Consider the following 16,368-nt stretch of genomic DNA (forward strand, 5'->3'; position numbering starts at 1 on the left):
CGTTTGCGATTTTTGTTAACGAGAGCACACTTTAATTAACCTGGTGGACTTTTATCCATTATACGGTTCATGCACAATGCATATAGGGAGAGAGATAAGAACAATTACAGAGGGAATTATGGCAGGAAGTATTTATGATGAGTACCCATCGATGACGCTTGCGAAAGACAAAATTGATGAGAGTATCGAGCCTTTAAAGCTTGGGCAGCGTATTAAAGATATTCGCTCCAAGCTGGGTATTACACTTGAAGAGGCGAGCCAAAGAACCGGTCTGGCGCGTTCTACACTTAGTAAAATAGAGAACGAGCAGATTTCTCCTACCTTTCAGGCGATGCAAAAATTGGCGCTTGGTTTGCAAATAGATATGCCTCAACTATTTGAACCACCAAGAAAAAAAGTCGCAACAGGGCGTAGGGATGTTACTCGTAAGAATGAAGGTAAACCTCACCCGACTCAAACCTACGAGCACGAACTACTTGCTACTCAACTTTCCAATAAGAAAATGATGCCCTTCAAAAGCCAGATCCGTGCCCGACACTTTGATGAGTACAAAGACTGGGTTCGTCATGACGGTGAAGAGTTCCTGCTTATCTTATCTGGCGAAGTAAAGTTCTACTCTGAGTTCTATGAACCTGTGGTTCTGTGTGAAGGCGACAGTGTTTACTATGATGCGAACATGGGACACATGTTGACCAGTGTTAGCGAAGAAGATGCACAAATATTGTGGGTCACCGCTAAGTAGTGATAAAAAATTGTAAATTTCCTATAGTGAAAGCAAACGATTGCTATCGGTTGTAAATTCGTTAAAATGGCGCTCAGTTGATGATCTATCACTCAATTGAGCGCTTTTTTTAGCCTTTTGTTGTGATTAAAATGTTAAAAGTCACACTTTTGAAAGCCAACAGTCGTCTTGTTCGTGCAAAATTGGATCAAGCGTGTTTATTATTGGAAACATAGAAAGCGAATGCTGACAGCATTCTCGGGTCTATCTAAATGGAGACGAAAATGACTCAAGAACTTCTGAAAACACCACTGCATGCACTTCATATTGAAGTTGGCGCAAAAATGGTCCCGTTCGCGGGTTACGATATGCCTGTCCAGTACCCACTAGGCGTTAAGAAGGAACACTTACATACGCGTGATGCCGCGGGTCTGTTTGATGTTTCTCACATGGGACAACTTCGTTTGATTGGTGAGGGTGCAGCAGCATTCCTAGAGACATTGGTTCCTGTAGATATCATTGACTTGCCGCAAGGTAACCAACGCTATGCTTTCTTTACCAATGAGCAAGGCGGAATCATGGATGACCTAATGGTAGCAAACCAGGGTGATCATCTGTTCGTTGTGGTTAACGCTGCTTGTAAAGAGCAAGATATTGCTCACCTTAAAGCTCACCTTCCTGCTGATGTTGAACTTGAAATCATCGAAGATCGCGCTCTACTAGCACTTCAAGGTCCAAAAGCGGCTGAAGTACTTAAACGCTTTAATGCTGAAGTAGCAGATATGCTGTTTATGGACGTGAAGAAACTCGAAATCCTTGGCGTTGAATGTATCGTAAGCCGTAGCGGTTACACGGGCGAAGATGGTTATGAAATCTCAGTACCAAACTCTCACGCTGAAGAGCTAGCTCGTAAACTTACAGCGGAAGCTGAAGTTGAGTGGATAGGTCTTGGCGCACGCGATTCACTGCGTTTGGAATGTGGTCTATGCCTGTACGGTCACGACCTAGATACAACGACAACTCCTGTAGAAGCAAGCCTACTTTGGGGTATTCAAAAAGTTCGTCGCACTGGTGGTGAACGTGAAGGTGGTTTCCCTGGCGCAGACATCATTCTTAAGCAAATTGAGACCAAAGATGTCGCGCGCAAACGTGTTGGCCTAGTTGGTCAAACTAAAGCTCCAGTTCGTGAAGGCGCGGAGCTATTTGATGCTGATGGAAATCAAATCGGTGTAGTGACCAGCGGTACAGCAGGCCCTAACGCGGGTAAACCAGTTTCAATGGGCTATGTGCGTGCAGATTTATCTGCTATTGGTACAGAGTTGTTCGCTGAAGTTCGTGGCAAAATGCTACCGATGACGGTAGAAAAAATGCCGTTTGTTCCTCAGCGTTACTACCGTGGCTAATTAGATTAGATAAAAAAATGCCGGGCTGTTTAGTCCGGCATTTTTTTTACTATTAACGAAGGTTTGAGTTTAATCGCCAGCCAGGGCTGAATTCATTCTTATCCGTCAGCAAATTGTTTAGCTCGCGGCTTCATCAATGTTACAACACATGTCGATAACGATATCTTCCAATCTAGTCGGGTGAAGCATGTCTTCTTTCTTAATGCTGAACTGGCTTGCGATGATCGTGTTGAATAGTTCCCAGTGCTTTAACACCATTTTTTCTCTGTCATCAGCAATTTCTGGCCATGTTTGCTGCATCATTGGTGCTAGTGAAGTTGCACCATGAGCAAACAAGAGCATTTGCCATTTAGATTCCCAGTGATCGACCTGCGCGTCAGGGTATTCGCGGTTGTACTCTTCAAAAATGCCAGAGAAAATCGCGCCAAACTCTTCTTTTGATCGCAAGAAATAATCAAACAGCGCATTGTCATCTTGACGGATAGCATCCGCGATCATTTGTATAGGATGTGGGTTGATTAACGTAAACGCCAACATACGCACCGTAAATAGGTAAATCTTTTTGTTAGAAGGCGTATCTTCGGGCATTTGGTTGAGCAGTTCGGCCATGTAGTCTTGCAAGTACTCATCCATCGCATCACTAACTGCTTGCCAGATTTTTTCTTTACTGCCGAAATGATGTCGGATCAAGCTATGTGAGACCCCCGCTTTTTCACTGATGTTTCTTAGCGAAACTCGCGAGTAACCAAGTTCGCAAAACATATCTGCAGCAACCTTCAGAATGACACATTTCGTGTGTTCCGCTGCTTCAGCACTTCGTCTGCCTTGCTTTCTCTCATTCATAGTTCGACATTTCCCGAATAATAATCAACGCGTTACTTTTACCAGAAACTTGCCTATTTGACTAATTTATTTACTGCACAAATGGAAAATATGTTGATCTATATCTAAATGAGAATATACTGCACAACTGTGTAGTATATTTGAATTTGGAGATAACGGGTGCGTAAACAATATCTAAAACGCATTTTGGTTGGCGCAGTAATGACTATAAGTCTTTCTGGACTGCTGACTGGATGCAATAAAGCCATATCAGAGCCGTCAGAACCTTTGATTAAACCCGTGAAGTTGCTCGCGGTTAAGGATTTGACTGTGGCTGATTCCGATGCTTTTCTCGCTCAAATAGATGCAACACATCGTGCACAGTTGTCGTTTCAGGTCGGTGGTGAAGTTGAACAGTTGCTAGTCAGAATGGGTCACGATGTCAAAAAGGGCGACGTGTTAGCAACGTTGGATCCGAAAGACCTTCAATTGGCGCTGAATTCCGCCCAAGCACAATTCTCACTTGCACAAACGCAATGGCAACGAGCTAAGAGTCTATACAAGAAAAAGCTGATCAGTACTGACGAGTACGACCAAAAAGAAACGCAATATAAAGCGGCTTTAGCGAACTTCGAACAGGCAAAAACCGATTTAAGCTACACAAAGATCCATGCACCGTTTGATGGTGTTGTCTCTTATACGTATGTGAAACCTTTTCAGGTTGTAGGTGAGAAACAGGAAATTCTGAACCTGATTGACAACAGTACCTTGGATGTCTCTTTTACATTACCGGTAACTTACGCAGAGTCTGTATCGCTTGCTTCTTTAAAGGAAGCACACATGTGGGTGACGATGGATAGCGAACCGAACAAACGCATTCCGGGTAAATTCAAAGAAATTTCAACTCAACCTAATTCCGATACCAATAGCTATGAAGCGATTGTGACCATCACTCGTCCTTCTGAGCGCAACTTGCTTACAGGTATGACAGGCCAAGTACATATCGCGAAACAGAATGTCTCTGACTCAGTGATATTACCTCAATCAGCATGGGTGAGTAAGGACATTGACCAAGGTGAGGTTTGGGTAATGGACGGTGAAACACAACAAGTAAGAAAGGTGAAATTGTCACTTGGCGACAGTGGTAGCGTTGAATCCGGACTAAAAAGTGATGATTACGTTGTTATTGCTGGTGTTGAACACTTAGTCGAAGGTCAGGTAGTTAAAGCTTGGGTTCGAGAGGGAGGTATTTAATGAAAGGTAAGTTGTTTACGGTTTCTGCTATCGCGCTTGCGGTCCTAACTGGTTGCCAAGGCGATACCCAAAAGGCTTCTGAACATTCACTGTATGTTTCATCCGTATCAGTCGGTGCGCCAGTGAAAAGCCAGTTCAGAGCTTTTAAAGGGATTGTGGTTCCGGCCGAACAGACTCCAATCGCGTTCCGGCTCGCGGGTGAAATTCAGCATGTTCTCGTAAAAGCGGGTGATGTGGTTAAACAAGGCCAAATGCTCGCCAAGCTCGATGACAGTCAAGAAAAGCAAGCAATCAACGATGCGGAAGCTCAATACACGTTGGCCATTCGCCAATTGAAGCGTGGTACAGATTTATATGATCGCCAAATGATTTCAAAAGCGGAACTGGACGAACTGACCGCGAATAAAGAATTAGCAGAAGCCAATTTCTATAGTGCGACCAACCAGTTGAACTACACACGTCTTTTTGCGCCGTTTTCGGGCAAGGTATCTGACGTTTATAAAGAACGTTTCGAGCAAGTTGGTGCGGGAGAAACGGTACTTAATCTTTATCAAAACAACATGGTGTATGTGCGCATAGAACTCTCAGACAACGTTTTAGCGCTCGTGAATCCGAATACTGAGAATGTGAACTACAAGCCTAGTGCGACATTCTCTGGCGATACGAAATCTTACTTGTTGGATTACCTGGAGTACACGAGTGAGCCGAACGCCAATACTCAGACTTATGAAATGTATCTCACGATGCCTCAACCAGAAAAAGAAATCTTACCAGGTACAAGCGTTAGCGTAATGGTTGATATGGTCGAAGCGGGCATCACGTCGATTGATGGTTACAGTATTCCCGTTACGGCGCTGCAAGCAGGCAGTCACAGCAATGAGTTTTTTGTGTGGAAAATGAAGGATGGCAACGTCACTAAGGTGCCTGTTGCTGTTTCACAAGTAAACGGTCAAGGAGCCATTGTCTCATCCGGCGTCAGCAGCGGTGATGTATTGGTTAACTCAAACTTACGTAAATTACGTGAAGGCAAACATGTGGAAGTGGTGGAGAAGGGACAACAATGAACATTGCTGAGTATTCCATAAAAAATAAAGTCATCAGTTGGCTGTTCATTGTTATTCTTGCCATTGGTGGTATCACCTCATTCCTTGAGCTTGGCCGGCTGGAAGATCCGGCGTTCACCATCAAAGAAGCGATGATCATCTCTACTTATCCAGGGGCAACATCGAAGGAAGTGGAAGAAGAACTCACTTATCCGCTGGAAAAAGAGATTCGTAAACTACCGTATATCGACTTTATTACCTCGACGTCGTCGGATGGCATGTCACAAATAATGGTCAGCATGAAGATGGACTATGGTCCAGACGAGCTGCCACAAATTTGGGACGAAATGCGCCGTAAGATTAATGATCTGCAACCAAATTTACCGCAAGGGGTGCAATCTCTTCAGATCATTGATGACTTCGGTGACGTGTACGGTGTGATGCTGATGTTAACGGGTGACGACTATAACTATGTCGAACTCAAACGCTATGCTGACCACCTAACCCGTGAATTAGAGTTGATCGAAGGGGTCGGTAAAGTTGATATTAGTGGCGACCAACAGGAAATGTTTTTTGTCGAGATTTCGTTAGATCGCCTTGCGTCTTTAAACATTGATATGAACGTGGTCGCGAATTTGCTGAACCAGCAAAATAGTGTGGTGTCTGCAGGTGAGGTGATGGTTAATGGCGAAAGCCTTATTATCCGTCCGAGCGGTGCACTAAATACCGTAGAAGCTCTGGGAAATCTGATCATTCATGGCCGAGATACTGGCAACCTGATCCGCTTAAAGGATGTCGCGACGATTTCACGTGGCATTCAGGAAAAACCAAGCAACGTGATCTTGTTTAACGGGAAGAAAGCGATAAACATCGCTATCTCTTTTGCGTCCGGTGTCAATGTGGTCGAAGTCGGAGAACGTATTGATGCTGAGCTAAGCAACCTAGAGACCATTAAGCCGGCTGGCATTGATTTGAGCTACTTCTACAATCAGGCACAAGAGGTGGATCAGTCCGTTAAAGCTTTCGTCATTAGTTTGGCCGAAGCGGTTGCGATCGTCATCATCGTTCTGCTGTTTACCATGGGGTTACGTAGCGGTGTCATCATCGGTGCCGTACTTCTATTGACAGTGTTTGGTACGTTTATCCTTATGAACTACTACAACATCGAGCTTCATCGAATTTCTCTCGGTGCTTTGATCATTGCGTTGGGTATGCTGGTTGATAATGCGATTGTTGTTGTTGAAGGTATTCTCGTTGGTCTAAAGAAAGGGCGTTCAAAGGTTCAGTCCGCCGTAGATATTGTAAAGCAGACTCAGTGGCCGCTGTTAGGGGCGACCGTGATCGCCATTACGGCATTCGCACCAATCGGGCTTTCGCAAGATGCGACGGGTGAGTTCATGGGCTCGTTGTTTTGGGTGCTTTGCTTCTCGTTGTTCCTGAGCTGGGTAACGGCTATTACGCTGACTCCGTTTTTAGCCAACCTTTTATTAAAAGAAGAAGATAAAGAAGTCGGTGATGAAGACCAAGACCCTTATAAAGGTTGGTTGTTTGTCGCATTCGGAGCGTTACTCAAAGTTGCTCTGCGTTTTAGGTGGTTGACCGTAGCCGCTATGGTGGCATTACTCGTTGGTGCAGTTGTGGCGTTTGGCAATGTTAAACAGCAATTCTTCCCGCCATCTAACACGCCGATGTTTTACGTGGATATGTGGATGCCTGAAGGCACTGATATTCGCGAAACAACGAAAAAAGCAGAAATAGTTGAAAGTTACATTCAAGAACAAGACGATATAGATTTTGTGTCGGTATCAATTGGTCAAGGTATGCAGCGCTTTGTGTTGACTTACCAGCCCGAGAGAAGCTACGAAGCTTATGCTCAGTTCCAGGTTAGGGCAACGGATCGCGAGAATATGTTCAAGCTTTTGGATACGTTGGATGCCAACTTAGCCAAGAAGTTTAACGAGCCGACATTCCAGTTTAAGTTGATGGAGTTTGGTCCATCGCCAGCGTCTAAAATTGAGGCGAGAATTACTGGCCCAGATCCACAGGTACTTAGAGATTTGGCGGTCAAAGTAGAAGACATTTTACATACCGACCCTGGTGCGAGAAACATTCGTCATGACTGGCGTGAGCGCACTAAAGAGCTCGTTCCGGCATTTAATGAGTCGAAGGCGCGTCGATTGGGTATTTCGAAAGAAGATCTGTCAGGCACATTACAGATGGCATTTGGTGGCCGCGCATTAGGTTATTTACGCGATGGAACACACACTCTGCCAATTCTGACCCGACTTCCGGAAGAAGAGCGTGTGGATTTTGAATCTCTGCAAAATGTGAACATTTGGAGCCCATCGCTGCAAACTTACATCCCCGTTGACCAAATCATCGACGGCGTGAAGTTAGATTGGAATGAGCCATTGATTCAACGTCGTGACCGCAAACGTACTCTAACGGTATTGGCTGACCATGATGTGCTGAGTGAAGATACCGCAGCAAGTTTGTTTGCTCGCGTACAACCTAAAGTGATGGCTTTACATCTGCCTGATGGCTACGAAATTACATGGGGTGGGGAATACGAGTCATCGAAAGATGCACAAGATGCCTTGTTCGGCTCACTGCCGATGGGTTATTTGCTGATGTTCATCATTACCATCTTACTGTTTAACTCGGTCAAAAAGCCGCTGGTTATTTGGTTTACGGTGCCGTTATCCATTATTGGTGTGTCATTCGGCTTGTTGGCGACAAATATGCCTTTCAGCTTTACCGCTTTCTTGGGGTTATTAAGTTTGAGCGGGATGATACTGAAAAACGGTATTGTATTGCTTGACCAAATTAACCTTGAATTGGCATCAGGAAAAGATCCTTATCTCGCTATTGTAGATAGTGCGATCAGCCGTGTACGCCCGGTAAGCATGGCGGCTGTGACGACCATTTTAGGTATGATTCCCCTCGTTTTTGATGCCTTCTTTGGCTCAATGGCGATAACGATTATGGCAGGGCTTGGTTTTGCTACTGTACTGACACTGATTGTAGTGCCAGTGATGTTTGCAATTCTTTTTAGGATAAACTCGACCGCTGCATAAGGCTCCTGACTAATATTTAGTCAGACTCCTGCCTAGCCCTGAGAGATTTTCTCAGGGCTTTTTTTGTATCAGAGCCAGATAAAAAAAACGCCTCTCTCAACCGGAACATGAGAGAGGCGTAAGATGCCGGGGGGCTTTAAAAGAATATTAAGCAGTAACTTCTTGCTTTGCTTCTGCTTTGTTTTTTAGGAATGCATATGTGAAACCTGTTACCGCAGTACCTGCAGCAATCGCAACCAGGTACATTAGTACTGGAGTGATTGCGTTAGGGATAAGCAGTACAAACAGGCCACCGTGTGGTGCCATAAGTTTTGCACCAAACAGCATAGAAAGTGCACCTGTTAACGCACCACCGGCCATACAAGCAGGGATAACGCGCATTGGATCTTTTGCTGCGAACGGAATAGCACCTTCAGAGATGAAGCATAAGCCCAGTACAAATGATGCTTTACCCGCTTCGCGCTCACTCTCTTCAAATTTGTTCTTAGCAAGGAATGTAGCCAGACCCATACCCAGAGCCGGAACCATACCAGCAGCCATAATTGCCGCCATTGGTGCGTAAGTTTGAGAAGCCAGTAGACCAACACCGAATGCATAAGCTGCTTTGTTTACCGGGCCACCCAAGTCGAAACACATCATTGCGCCAAGGATAATACCTAGCAGAACTGCGCGGTCTGAGCCCATGTTGTTTAGGAATTCAGTCAAACCGTTCATGATACCTGCAACCGGACCACCAACGATGTAGATCATTACTAAACCAGTAAACAGGGTTGCAACGAAAGGAATGATAAGAATCGGTTTTAGTGCTTCCATAGATTGTGGCAGTGATACTTTATCAGCCAGTAGTTTCGCCGAGTAACCCGCAATGAAACCTGCTGCGATACCGCCTAAGAAACCTGAACCGATAGAACTAGCCAGCATACCGCCAACCAAACCTGGAGCCAGGCCCGGACGGTCTGCAATTGAGAAGGCAATGAAACCTGCAAGAACCGGAATCATAAGCGCGAACGCAGAACCACCACCGATATTCATCAGTGCAGCGGCCATAGTACCTTCTTCTTTAAAGGCTTCGATACCGAACACGAAGGATAGGGCAATGATCAAACCACCTGCAACTACCACAGGAAGCATGTGCGATACGCCTGTCATCAGGTGTTTGTACACGCCTTTTTTCTCTTCCGTTGCAGACTCACTAGAAGAGCCAGAGTGCTGGTAAACCGTCGCCTGTTCAAAGGCTTTGTCCATCTCTTCTGCTGTTTTCTTAAGTGCTGGACCAGTCTTAGTACGGTACATTTTCTTACCGTTAAAGCGATCTAGTGGCACTTCGATATCTGCAGCGATGATTACTAAATCCGCTTCTTCGATCTCTTGCGCGGTTAGCTGGTTTTTAGCACCGACAGAGCCACGAGTTTCCACTTTGATTTGGTGTCCACGACGTTTGCCTTCTTCATCCAGCGCTTCTGCTGCCATAAAGGTATGAGCAACACCTGTCGGACAAGCTGTGATAGCAACAATTTTCTTCACAGAGGACGCGGTGCTTTCTGCTGGCGCTGAAACGGTTGTCGCTTGCTCCAGCACACTTGCGCTCTCTACAGCAGTTTGCAGAAATGCCTCGGCATCTTTAGCGACTGCACCTATCTCGGCTTGATAGACTTTTTTGCCTACGAAACGAGAAGTATCTACCGGCGTATTCGCGGCGATGATGATAGCTTCAGCCTGTTCAATGTCAGCGTCTGTAAGTAAATTAGGTTCGATGATGCTCGATTGACATTCAATCTTTGCATTCCATCCCAGTTTAGTCGCTGCTTGATCGAGTAGTCCTGCTGCCAGGATGCTGTTTGCAACACCACTTGGACAGGCTGTAATAATGGCAATATTCATACTGATAACCTTCTGTTCCTTAGTTATTGTCTAAGTTTGTATTAGAGTTAAGCTCGCTCACTTGAGTTTGTAGCTTAATGTTCTCCAGTTCTTCCTGACTGGTAAGTCCAACGCCCACCTGACTCACTGCTAAAGCAGAAAGTGCTGTGGCGAAGCGTAATAATTCGTTCTTTGGCATGACTTGCATGTGGCCCCAACACAGCCCGGCAACAAGTGTGTCACCTGCGCCTACGGTACTGACCACATTCATTCTCGGTGGTTGTGCGCGTAGCCACTCACCTTGATTGAGCCACATCACACCATTCGCTCCCATAGAAACGACGATGTTTTCAATTCCTTTGTCAGCCAGCGACTGTGCCGCTTGTTGACATTGTTCTGGCGTTTCGAGGTGCTGACCAACAAAGTCACTCAGCTCTTCGTCGTTAGGCTTGATAAGCCAAGGGTGCGCATCAATACCCGCACTCAAAGCCGCTTTACTGCTATCAAACAGAACTTTTTTTCCAAGCTGGTGCAGTTTTTCGATCCAAGCGGCGCATAGTTCAGGAGTCACGCCACCCGGAAGGCTACCTGCGAGTACAAAGTAGTCGTGCGTCTCTGCAAGTCGGAAAAGCGTATCTTCGAAACGAGCGATGTCTTCAGCTGTAACCTGAACGCCCGGGAAGTTGATGTCGCTGACTTCGCCGTTTGATTCAACGAGTTTTACGTTGATTCGGGTAGAGCCTTCAACTTCGATAAACTCGTCTTTAACGTCAATCTCTGCAAATAGCTGGTGGAAAAGCTCTGGATTATCTTTACCTAAGAATCCGGTCACGGTTACGTCTGCGCCTAAATCACTCAGCACTTTCGCCACGTTCACACCTTTACCAGCAGCATGGAGGTTGCTTTGTTTTACTAGGCTTACTGAGCCCACTTTTAACGCCTCAACCGAGCCTGTAAGGTCAAGCGCTGGATTCAGCGTAATAGTGACGACTTTGTTTGTTTTTGTGCTAGTCATAACCGCCCCTTAACCTTCACCAAGGCCAGATGCGATTGCGTTACCGATTGATTCAAGTGCTTGAGCGGCATCTGGGCCTTCAGCAGAGAACTGAAGTTGGTGGCCGTGTTTCACACCCAAGGCGATAACTTTCATTAAGCTTTTCGCGTTTACTGTTTTACCGTCACCGTCTAGGTTAGACACCTGAATTTTTGACTCGAATTTTTTAGCTTCTGCAACTAGCATTGCACCTGGACGAGCGTGCAGACCATGCGAGTTTTTGATTTTGAACACTGCTGTGTTTCCGTCTCCAGAAGCAGCAGGCGCCATTTCCTCACCATTAAACAGAGCAAGAACCTGTTCAGCAGATGCGTCGAGTAATTTGCCGTGTTCTTTGTTGAACACAAGCTGAGAAAGCGTATTTAGCATAGGCTGGTGAGCGTTGTTGCAAGCGGCAAAAGCAACCAATGCTCGTACTGGTTGACCTTCGTAGTTACAGTCGTTCGCCGTTGAAACAAAAGAAACGCCTGTACGGGTTACTTGTTTGTTACTTCCGACCAGCCATAGGCCATTACCAAGGTGAGTTGGCGCTTTAGTTACAAGGTCCGCGACAAACTCTTTGTCCGCGCAACCTGTGTTTTTAAGTAGTCCGCCAGCGACTGCGCTCATTTGAACCATATCGCTAGCAGGGAAATTGAGCTGAATAAGTGACGCGTCGAAGTCAGCTTCTAGCTGAACATCACCATGAAGTAGGGCGATAATGTCATCTTCGCTTTTTGCTGTGCGCAGGCGTTCTTCGACACCATCAGCACCCAGTACTTTTGTAAGCTGTTTTAGGATACCAAGGTGTTCGTCTGACTTGGCCGCGATACCAATGGCAACGAATACGGTATTACCGTCTCCCCATTCAACGCCTTCAGGGAAGTGATGCACCGCGACACCAGTGGTTTTAACCATTGAGCGAGTGTCGGTCGTTCCGTGCGGTATCGCAATGCCATTGCCTAAAAAGGTAGAGTTTTGGTTTTCGCGATTAAGCATGCCTTCTACATAACCTTGCTCAACCAAACCTTTTTCAGTCAGGCTCTGGGCAATGCTTTTGATTGCTTCAAACTTATCTGTTGCAGATTGCGATAGGGTAATGTCGTTCTTACTTAGCTTAAGCATGGTGCTCTCCAGCATTAAGGTGTCAATTTAAAATTCATTTCGGTTGTGCTGCTTCACGTCGTCTTAAAGATGATGGCGTTAGCGCCCAACATTTCTTGTCTAATTTATTTGTTTTTATGTTTAGCTGAAACGATTCAGCATTGCGTTAAATTTTTTAAGAACTTCAGCAAAACCATTTAAATCAATCGTTAATTTTCGTTCTTATAATCCTAGACCATGTGGCTGACAATTGCCGTGTTTTGGTGATTTAGGTCAATTTTTAGGTTTTTGCTGAATCCTTTCAGCTTTTATACTGAATCGGTTCAGCATATAATTCAACTTATCGTCGGATCATTGATGTATTAATATGATCACGCGCACAGAATAAGGTTAACAATATGACACTGGATGAAATAGCCAAACTGGCAGGCGTTTCGAAGACAACTGCGAGCTATGTAATCAACGGGAAAGCGCAGAAATACCGAATAAGCGAAAAAACGCAAAAGCGAGTCATGGCGGTTGTCGATGAACACAACTACAAGCCAGATCATGCGGCTTCCGCTTTACGAGCGGGTAACTCACGTTCGTTTGGGCTTATCATTCCAGATTTGGAAAACACCAGTTACGCTCGTTTAGCAAAACTTATCGAACAAAACTCGCGTAAAGCGGGGTACCAAATTTTAATCGGTTGTTCTGATGATGATCCGGAAACGGAGCAAAAGGTTGCTGAAGCGTTGATCAGTCGTCGGATTGATGCGCTGTTTGTTGCGAGCGGTATGCCAAACGCCAACGAGTTTTATCTCAAATTGCAAAACTCAGGGACACCAGTGATTGCACTCGACCGTCCCATGGATGACGAGCATTTTTGCTGCATACTGAGTGAAGATTTTGATGCAGCGCTGGAGCTAACCGAATCGGTACTGTCAAACGAGATAAACTCTGTCGGATTGATCGGTGCATTGCCTGATTTACAAATCTCTAAGGAGCGTGAATTAGGTTTCCGTTCAGCATGCCAGCAAGGAAATAAAACGGTTCAGGTCGGCTATGGCCAGCAGTTCTCTCGAGAAGAAGGTAAAAAGGTGTTAGAGAAATGGTTGGCTGATGATCACCTTCCTGATGCTATTGTCACCACGTCTTACACCTTACTTGAAGGTGTTTTAGACATGATGCTGGAACAGCCAGATTTAATGAGCAAAGTGCGTTTAGCGACGTTTGGTGATAATCGTCTACTAGACTTTCTCTCTGTAAAAATTAACTCCTTACCTCAGCAATTCGAAGTCATTGCGGACAGTGCAATGGAACTCGCATTGAATGCTTCTGCAAAACGTTATAAGCCTGGAGTGGAGTTAATTCCCCGTAAGATAGTGAAGCGCCAGTAATAATTGATTTGCTAACACTACAATTTAACCTCTACCGTCAGTGCGACAAATGCATGGTCGCTGGCGTACTTATCCCTCTCAAAAGAGGGATTAACCAAATGCTGATCTAACACTTGATAGTCAACCACGTCGGCGACTGAGACATCAGAATGTTCATCAAACTCTTGTGATAGCAGTATGTAGTCGAGCACATTGCCTTTAGAAAAATGATAGTGGGTTGCAGGGCGATCGTTGAGCGTCGGTGACACTTGTAAATCCCACCCATCTCTGATTTGCAATTCAGTGACGCTGTCACTATAAGTTTCAGTTAATACGCTGTTTACACCGTTGATTGTGATGGGTTGATTCATATCACCCATTAAAACCGTCGGCATCGGTGCGTTTTTGTATTGATTCTGCATTGAATCTCGAAGCATGGCGGCTTCCCATCCCCGTTGCTGTGTTGATAACCAGCGCGCTAGGACACGGCTTGTGTCTTCAGCGTTATTTGAATCTGCAGGACGTTGCGACTTCAAATGAACAACGTAGACCGCGATATGGCCAAGTGTCGGATGCACAATCTGCGCGTAAATTGGCTTACGGCTGAATTCTGGTGAAGTATTCATCTCAAATGGGATGAGCGAGCGTCGATCAAACGTTACGGGTTGAACTTGTTCTATCGGAAAGCGAGAAGCGATCGCGACTACCGGATGGGTGTAAATGTATTCGTCTTCTACTTGAGGTGTATCGACAGTGGCAAAGTAGGGGTATCCAATGCTCTTAAAAAATGACTTCGTATCTTCGATACTGAACACTTCTTGCAAGCCGATGATATCAGGCTCGAGTTTTTCAATTTGATTTTGCGTCCAGGCAAGCTTTCCTTGCCATTGTTCATGAGAATAAATGTTCTCAAAGTCGTAATAGGCATTAGGTGGAGCAATAAAATTAAATAGGTTCGCCGTAACAAAAGTTATCTGGCTTGGTCTGGACAAAATACGTTCTCGTTTTACAAATTATCTGGACAGTATATACATAAGACTTTGTCTGTTGCAGGTTTAATCCGCGAAGTTAACACAAACAGCACGTTAAAATTTAGTCTGTGATTCCTGCAAAATTACGCTGAGGTATCTATTTCCCGGCAATCCGTTTAAACTCCCGATCAACAAGTTAAATGAGTAAACGACATGACCCAAGACTACGAACGCGAAGCCTATTTAGATAACGAAGAGTTAGAAGGCGAAGAGATAGAAATCGAAGCGATAGGTATCGAAGTTGATGCCCACCCAATCGAGTTGTATAAGCTTTTCAAAATCGCAAACTTGGTAAGTGGTGGCGGTGAAGCCAAGCACATCATTGATGAAGGTTATGTCGCAGTCAACGGTGAGCTTGAAACGAGAAAGCGCCGCAAAATGTACGATGGCGATTTTTTCGAGTTCAATCAAGAGTACTACGTTGTTGTTTGCGACGCGCCAGTCACGGAACCTGAAGCGAAAGAAGCAAAGCCTAAGCAAGCTCCGCAAAAGCAGCAAAGTAAACCTCAGCCTTCGTCAAACAAGCCAAAAGCGGCAAGCAAGCCGAATAAATCGAATCAGAATAAAGGCAATAAGGCGACTAAACCGAAAAATAGCAAGAAGGCCGCTACGGAAAACAAGCCAAAGCCGAGCCGCGATCCGAAAAGCGGACGTAACTCTATCGATTTCTTCTGATAAGGTTTTGATGATGATGACAAGCGCCGACATTACGTTCGGCGCTTTTTCGTTGTGTGTTTGATTAGTAAGAATATGACTTTGATTTTTTCTCTACATAGCGAAAAAACAGCGAAAGCCCAAAGCAGACGATGAAGTAGGTGAACCCTACGAACAACCAAATCTCAAATATATAACCTGACGAATTCGCCATCTCAGTTCCAACAAACGTCATTTCCTGAATAGAAATAAGAGAGACAATCGAGGTGTCTTTGACTAACGAAATGGTTTGACCGGCGAGTGCAGGGGTGATTGCTTTAAGCACTTGCGGGGCGATGACAAAGCGGTATTTTATCCAGCGTGACAGTCCCAAAGAGTCTGCGGCTTCCCATTGACCTTGTTCGATACTCTGCAAGCCCGCACGAACGACTTCCGCGATGTATGCCGATGAGAGTAATCCAACACAAAGTACGCCAGATGCGAGATTTTCCCACAGCTGTGCGGGACCAAATAGAAAGTGTTGGAGTGAATTAGGCTCACCTTGATAGTTGCGTAATAGCGAATCTAAACCAAGCAGCGGTATCAATTGGTTAGAAATAAAAAAGTAGAAGATAAATACAAACACCAAAGGTGGAATATTTCTAACTAACTGGATAAACGCGTTGGCTGGCGTGCGTAGCCAAACAGCATTTGAGAAGCGAGCCAATCCAAGCAGCGTTCCCAGAACTAATGCAAAGGTAAGGCCCCAAAGGCTCAGCCTTAGTGTAGAGATCAAACCCTGAAAAAAGTAAGGGAGACTGCCATCAGCTCTTGGGGTAAAGAGTAGATTGAATGCTTCCGACCAGTGCCAAATGTAGTTGATACCAATGGTTGAGCGATAGTAGAGCCAGAAACCGACGATTGCACAAATAACCACTAACACCACGTCGAGCAAGCGAAAGCGTGCCAATATCGAACCTGATCGAGTTTTGCCTGGTGCCAGTCGAGTGCTCGTTTGTCCGCTCAAAT

The 16,368-nt window shown here is 45.2% G+C and carries 13 protein-coding genes; 7 read left to right on the forward strand and 6 right to left on the reverse strand.

What is annotated here, in order from left to right:
- Positions 1-118 precede the first annotated feature (118 nt).
- Together VER99_RS22290 and gcvT are read left to right on the forward strand one after the other, a co-directional pair.
- Positions 119-742 carry a helix-turn-helix domain-containing protein gene (locus tag VER99_RS22290; protein ID WP_020334945.1) on the forward strand — a complete coding sequence of 208 codons (624 nt, stop codon included), beginning with the start codon at positions 119-121 and terminating at the stop codon, positions 740-742.
- Positions 743-1,005: 263 nt separating this feature from the next.
- On the forward strand, positions 1,006-2,124 hold the full coding sequence (gene gcvT / locus VER99_RS22295) for a glycine cleavage system aminomethyltransferase GcvT (RefSeq protein ID WP_020334943.1): 1,119 nt from the start codon (positions 1,006-1,008) through the stop codon (positions 2,122-2,124).
- Between the two features lie 117 nt (positions 2,125-2,241).
- Here gcvT and VER99_RS22300 read toward each other — a convergent pair whose 3' ends face one another.
- On the reverse strand, positions 2,242-2,967 hold the full coding sequence (locus VER99_RS22300; RefSeq protein WP_020334942.1) for a TetR/AcrR family transcriptional regulator: 726 nt from the start codon (positions 2,965-2,967) through the stop codon (positions 2,242-2,244).
- A gap of 159 nt (positions 2,968-3,126) precedes the next feature.
- Between VER99_RS22300 and VER99_RS22305 the strand changes: the two genes are divergently transcribed.
- The 3 genes from VER99_RS22305 to VER99_RS22315 are packed head-to-tail and all read left to right on the forward strand — an operon-like array spanning position 3,127 to position 8,320.
- Positions 3,127-4,200 (forward strand): efflux RND transporter periplasmic adaptor subunit, encoded by a 1,074-nt coding sequence (locus tag VER99_RS22305; RefSeq protein ID WP_020334941.1) that lies wholly within the window; start codon positions 3,127-3,129, stop codon positions 4,198-4,200.
- Positions 4,200-5,264, forward strand: a complete 1,065-nt coding sequence (locus tag VER99_RS22310) for an efflux RND transporter periplasmic adaptor subunit (protein WP_020334940.1) — start codon at positions 4,200-4,202, stop codon at positions 5,262-5,264. The genes VER99_RS22305 and VER99_RS22310 overlap by 1 nt, the downstream gene beginning before the upstream one ends.
- Positions 5,261-8,320 carry an efflux RND transporter permease subunit gene (locus VER99_RS22315; protein ID WP_020334939.1) on the forward strand — a complete coding sequence of 1,020 codons (3,060 nt, stop codon included), beginning with the start codon at positions 5,261-5,263 and terminating at the stop codon, positions 8,318-8,320. The genes VER99_RS22310 and VER99_RS22315 overlap by 4 nt, the downstream gene beginning before the upstream one ends.
- Before the next feature lie 147 nt (positions 8,321-8,467).
- Here the strand turns inward: VER99_RS22315 and fruA are convergent, their stop codons facing one another.
- The 3 genes from fruA to fruB are packed head-to-tail and all read right to left on the reverse strand — an operon-like array spanning position 8,468 to position 12,338.
- Positions 8,468-10,201: a PTS fructose transporter subunit IIBC gene (fruA, locus tag VER99_RS22320; RefSeq protein WP_020334938.1), complete on the reverse strand. Its 1,734-nt coding sequence runs from the start codon at positions 10,199-10,201 to the stop codon at positions 8,468-8,470.
- Between the two features lie 19 nt (positions 10,202-10,220).
- Complete coding sequence (pfkB, locus tag VER99_RS22325) at positions 10,221-11,195, reverse strand: 1-phosphofructokinase (protein ID WP_014234294.1); 975 nt, start codon at positions 11,193-11,195, stop codon at positions 10,221-10,223.
- 9 nt (positions 11,196-11,204) lie between these two features.
- Positions 11,205-12,338, reverse strand: a complete 1,134-nt coding sequence (fruB, locus tag VER99_RS22330; protein ID WP_020334937.1) for a fused PTS fructose transporter subunit IIA/HPr protein — start codon at positions 12,336-12,338, stop codon at positions 11,205-11,207.
- Between the two features lie 377 nt (positions 12,339-12,715).
- On the opposite strand from fruB, the gene cra reads away from it, so the two are divergent.
- Positions 12,716-13,696: a catabolite repressor/activator gene (gene cra, locus VER99_RS22335; RefSeq protein WP_014234292.1), complete on the forward strand. Its 981-nt coding sequence runs from the start codon at positions 12,716-12,718 to the stop codon at positions 13,694-13,696.
- 17 nt (positions 13,697-13,713) lie between these two features.
- Here the strand turns inward: cra and VER99_RS22340 are convergent, their stop codons facing one another.
- Positions 13,714-14,667, reverse strand: a complete 954-nt coding sequence (locus VER99_RS22340) for an endonuclease/exonuclease/phosphatase family protein (protein ID WP_020334936.1) — start codon at positions 14,665-14,667, stop codon at positions 13,714-13,716.
- A gap of 192 nt (positions 14,668-14,859) precedes the next feature.
- On the opposite strand from VER99_RS22340, the gene VER99_RS22345 reads away from it, so the two are divergent.
- Positions 14,860-15,381 (forward strand): RNA-binding S4 domain-containing protein, encoded by a 522-nt coding sequence (locus tag VER99_RS22345; RefSeq protein WP_020334935.1) that lies wholly within the window; start codon positions 14,860-14,862, stop codon positions 15,379-15,381.
- A 64-nt stretch (positions 15,382-15,445) separates the two neighbouring features.
- On the opposite strand, the gene VER99_RS22350 is transcribed toward VER99_RS22345, so the two are convergent.
- Complete coding sequence (locus VER99_RS22350) at positions 15,446-16,366, reverse strand: amino acid ABC transporter permease (RefSeq protein ID WP_020334934.1); 921 nt, start codon at positions 16,364-16,366, stop codon at positions 15,446-15,448.
- Positions 16,367-16,368: the final 2 nt, after the last annotated feature.

The organism is Vibrio natriegens NBRC 15636 = ATCC 14048 = DSM 759, from assembly GCF_035621455.1.
Lineage (GTDB): Bacteria > Pseudomonadota > Gammaproteobacteria > Enterobacterales > Vibrionaceae > Vibrio > Vibrio natriegens.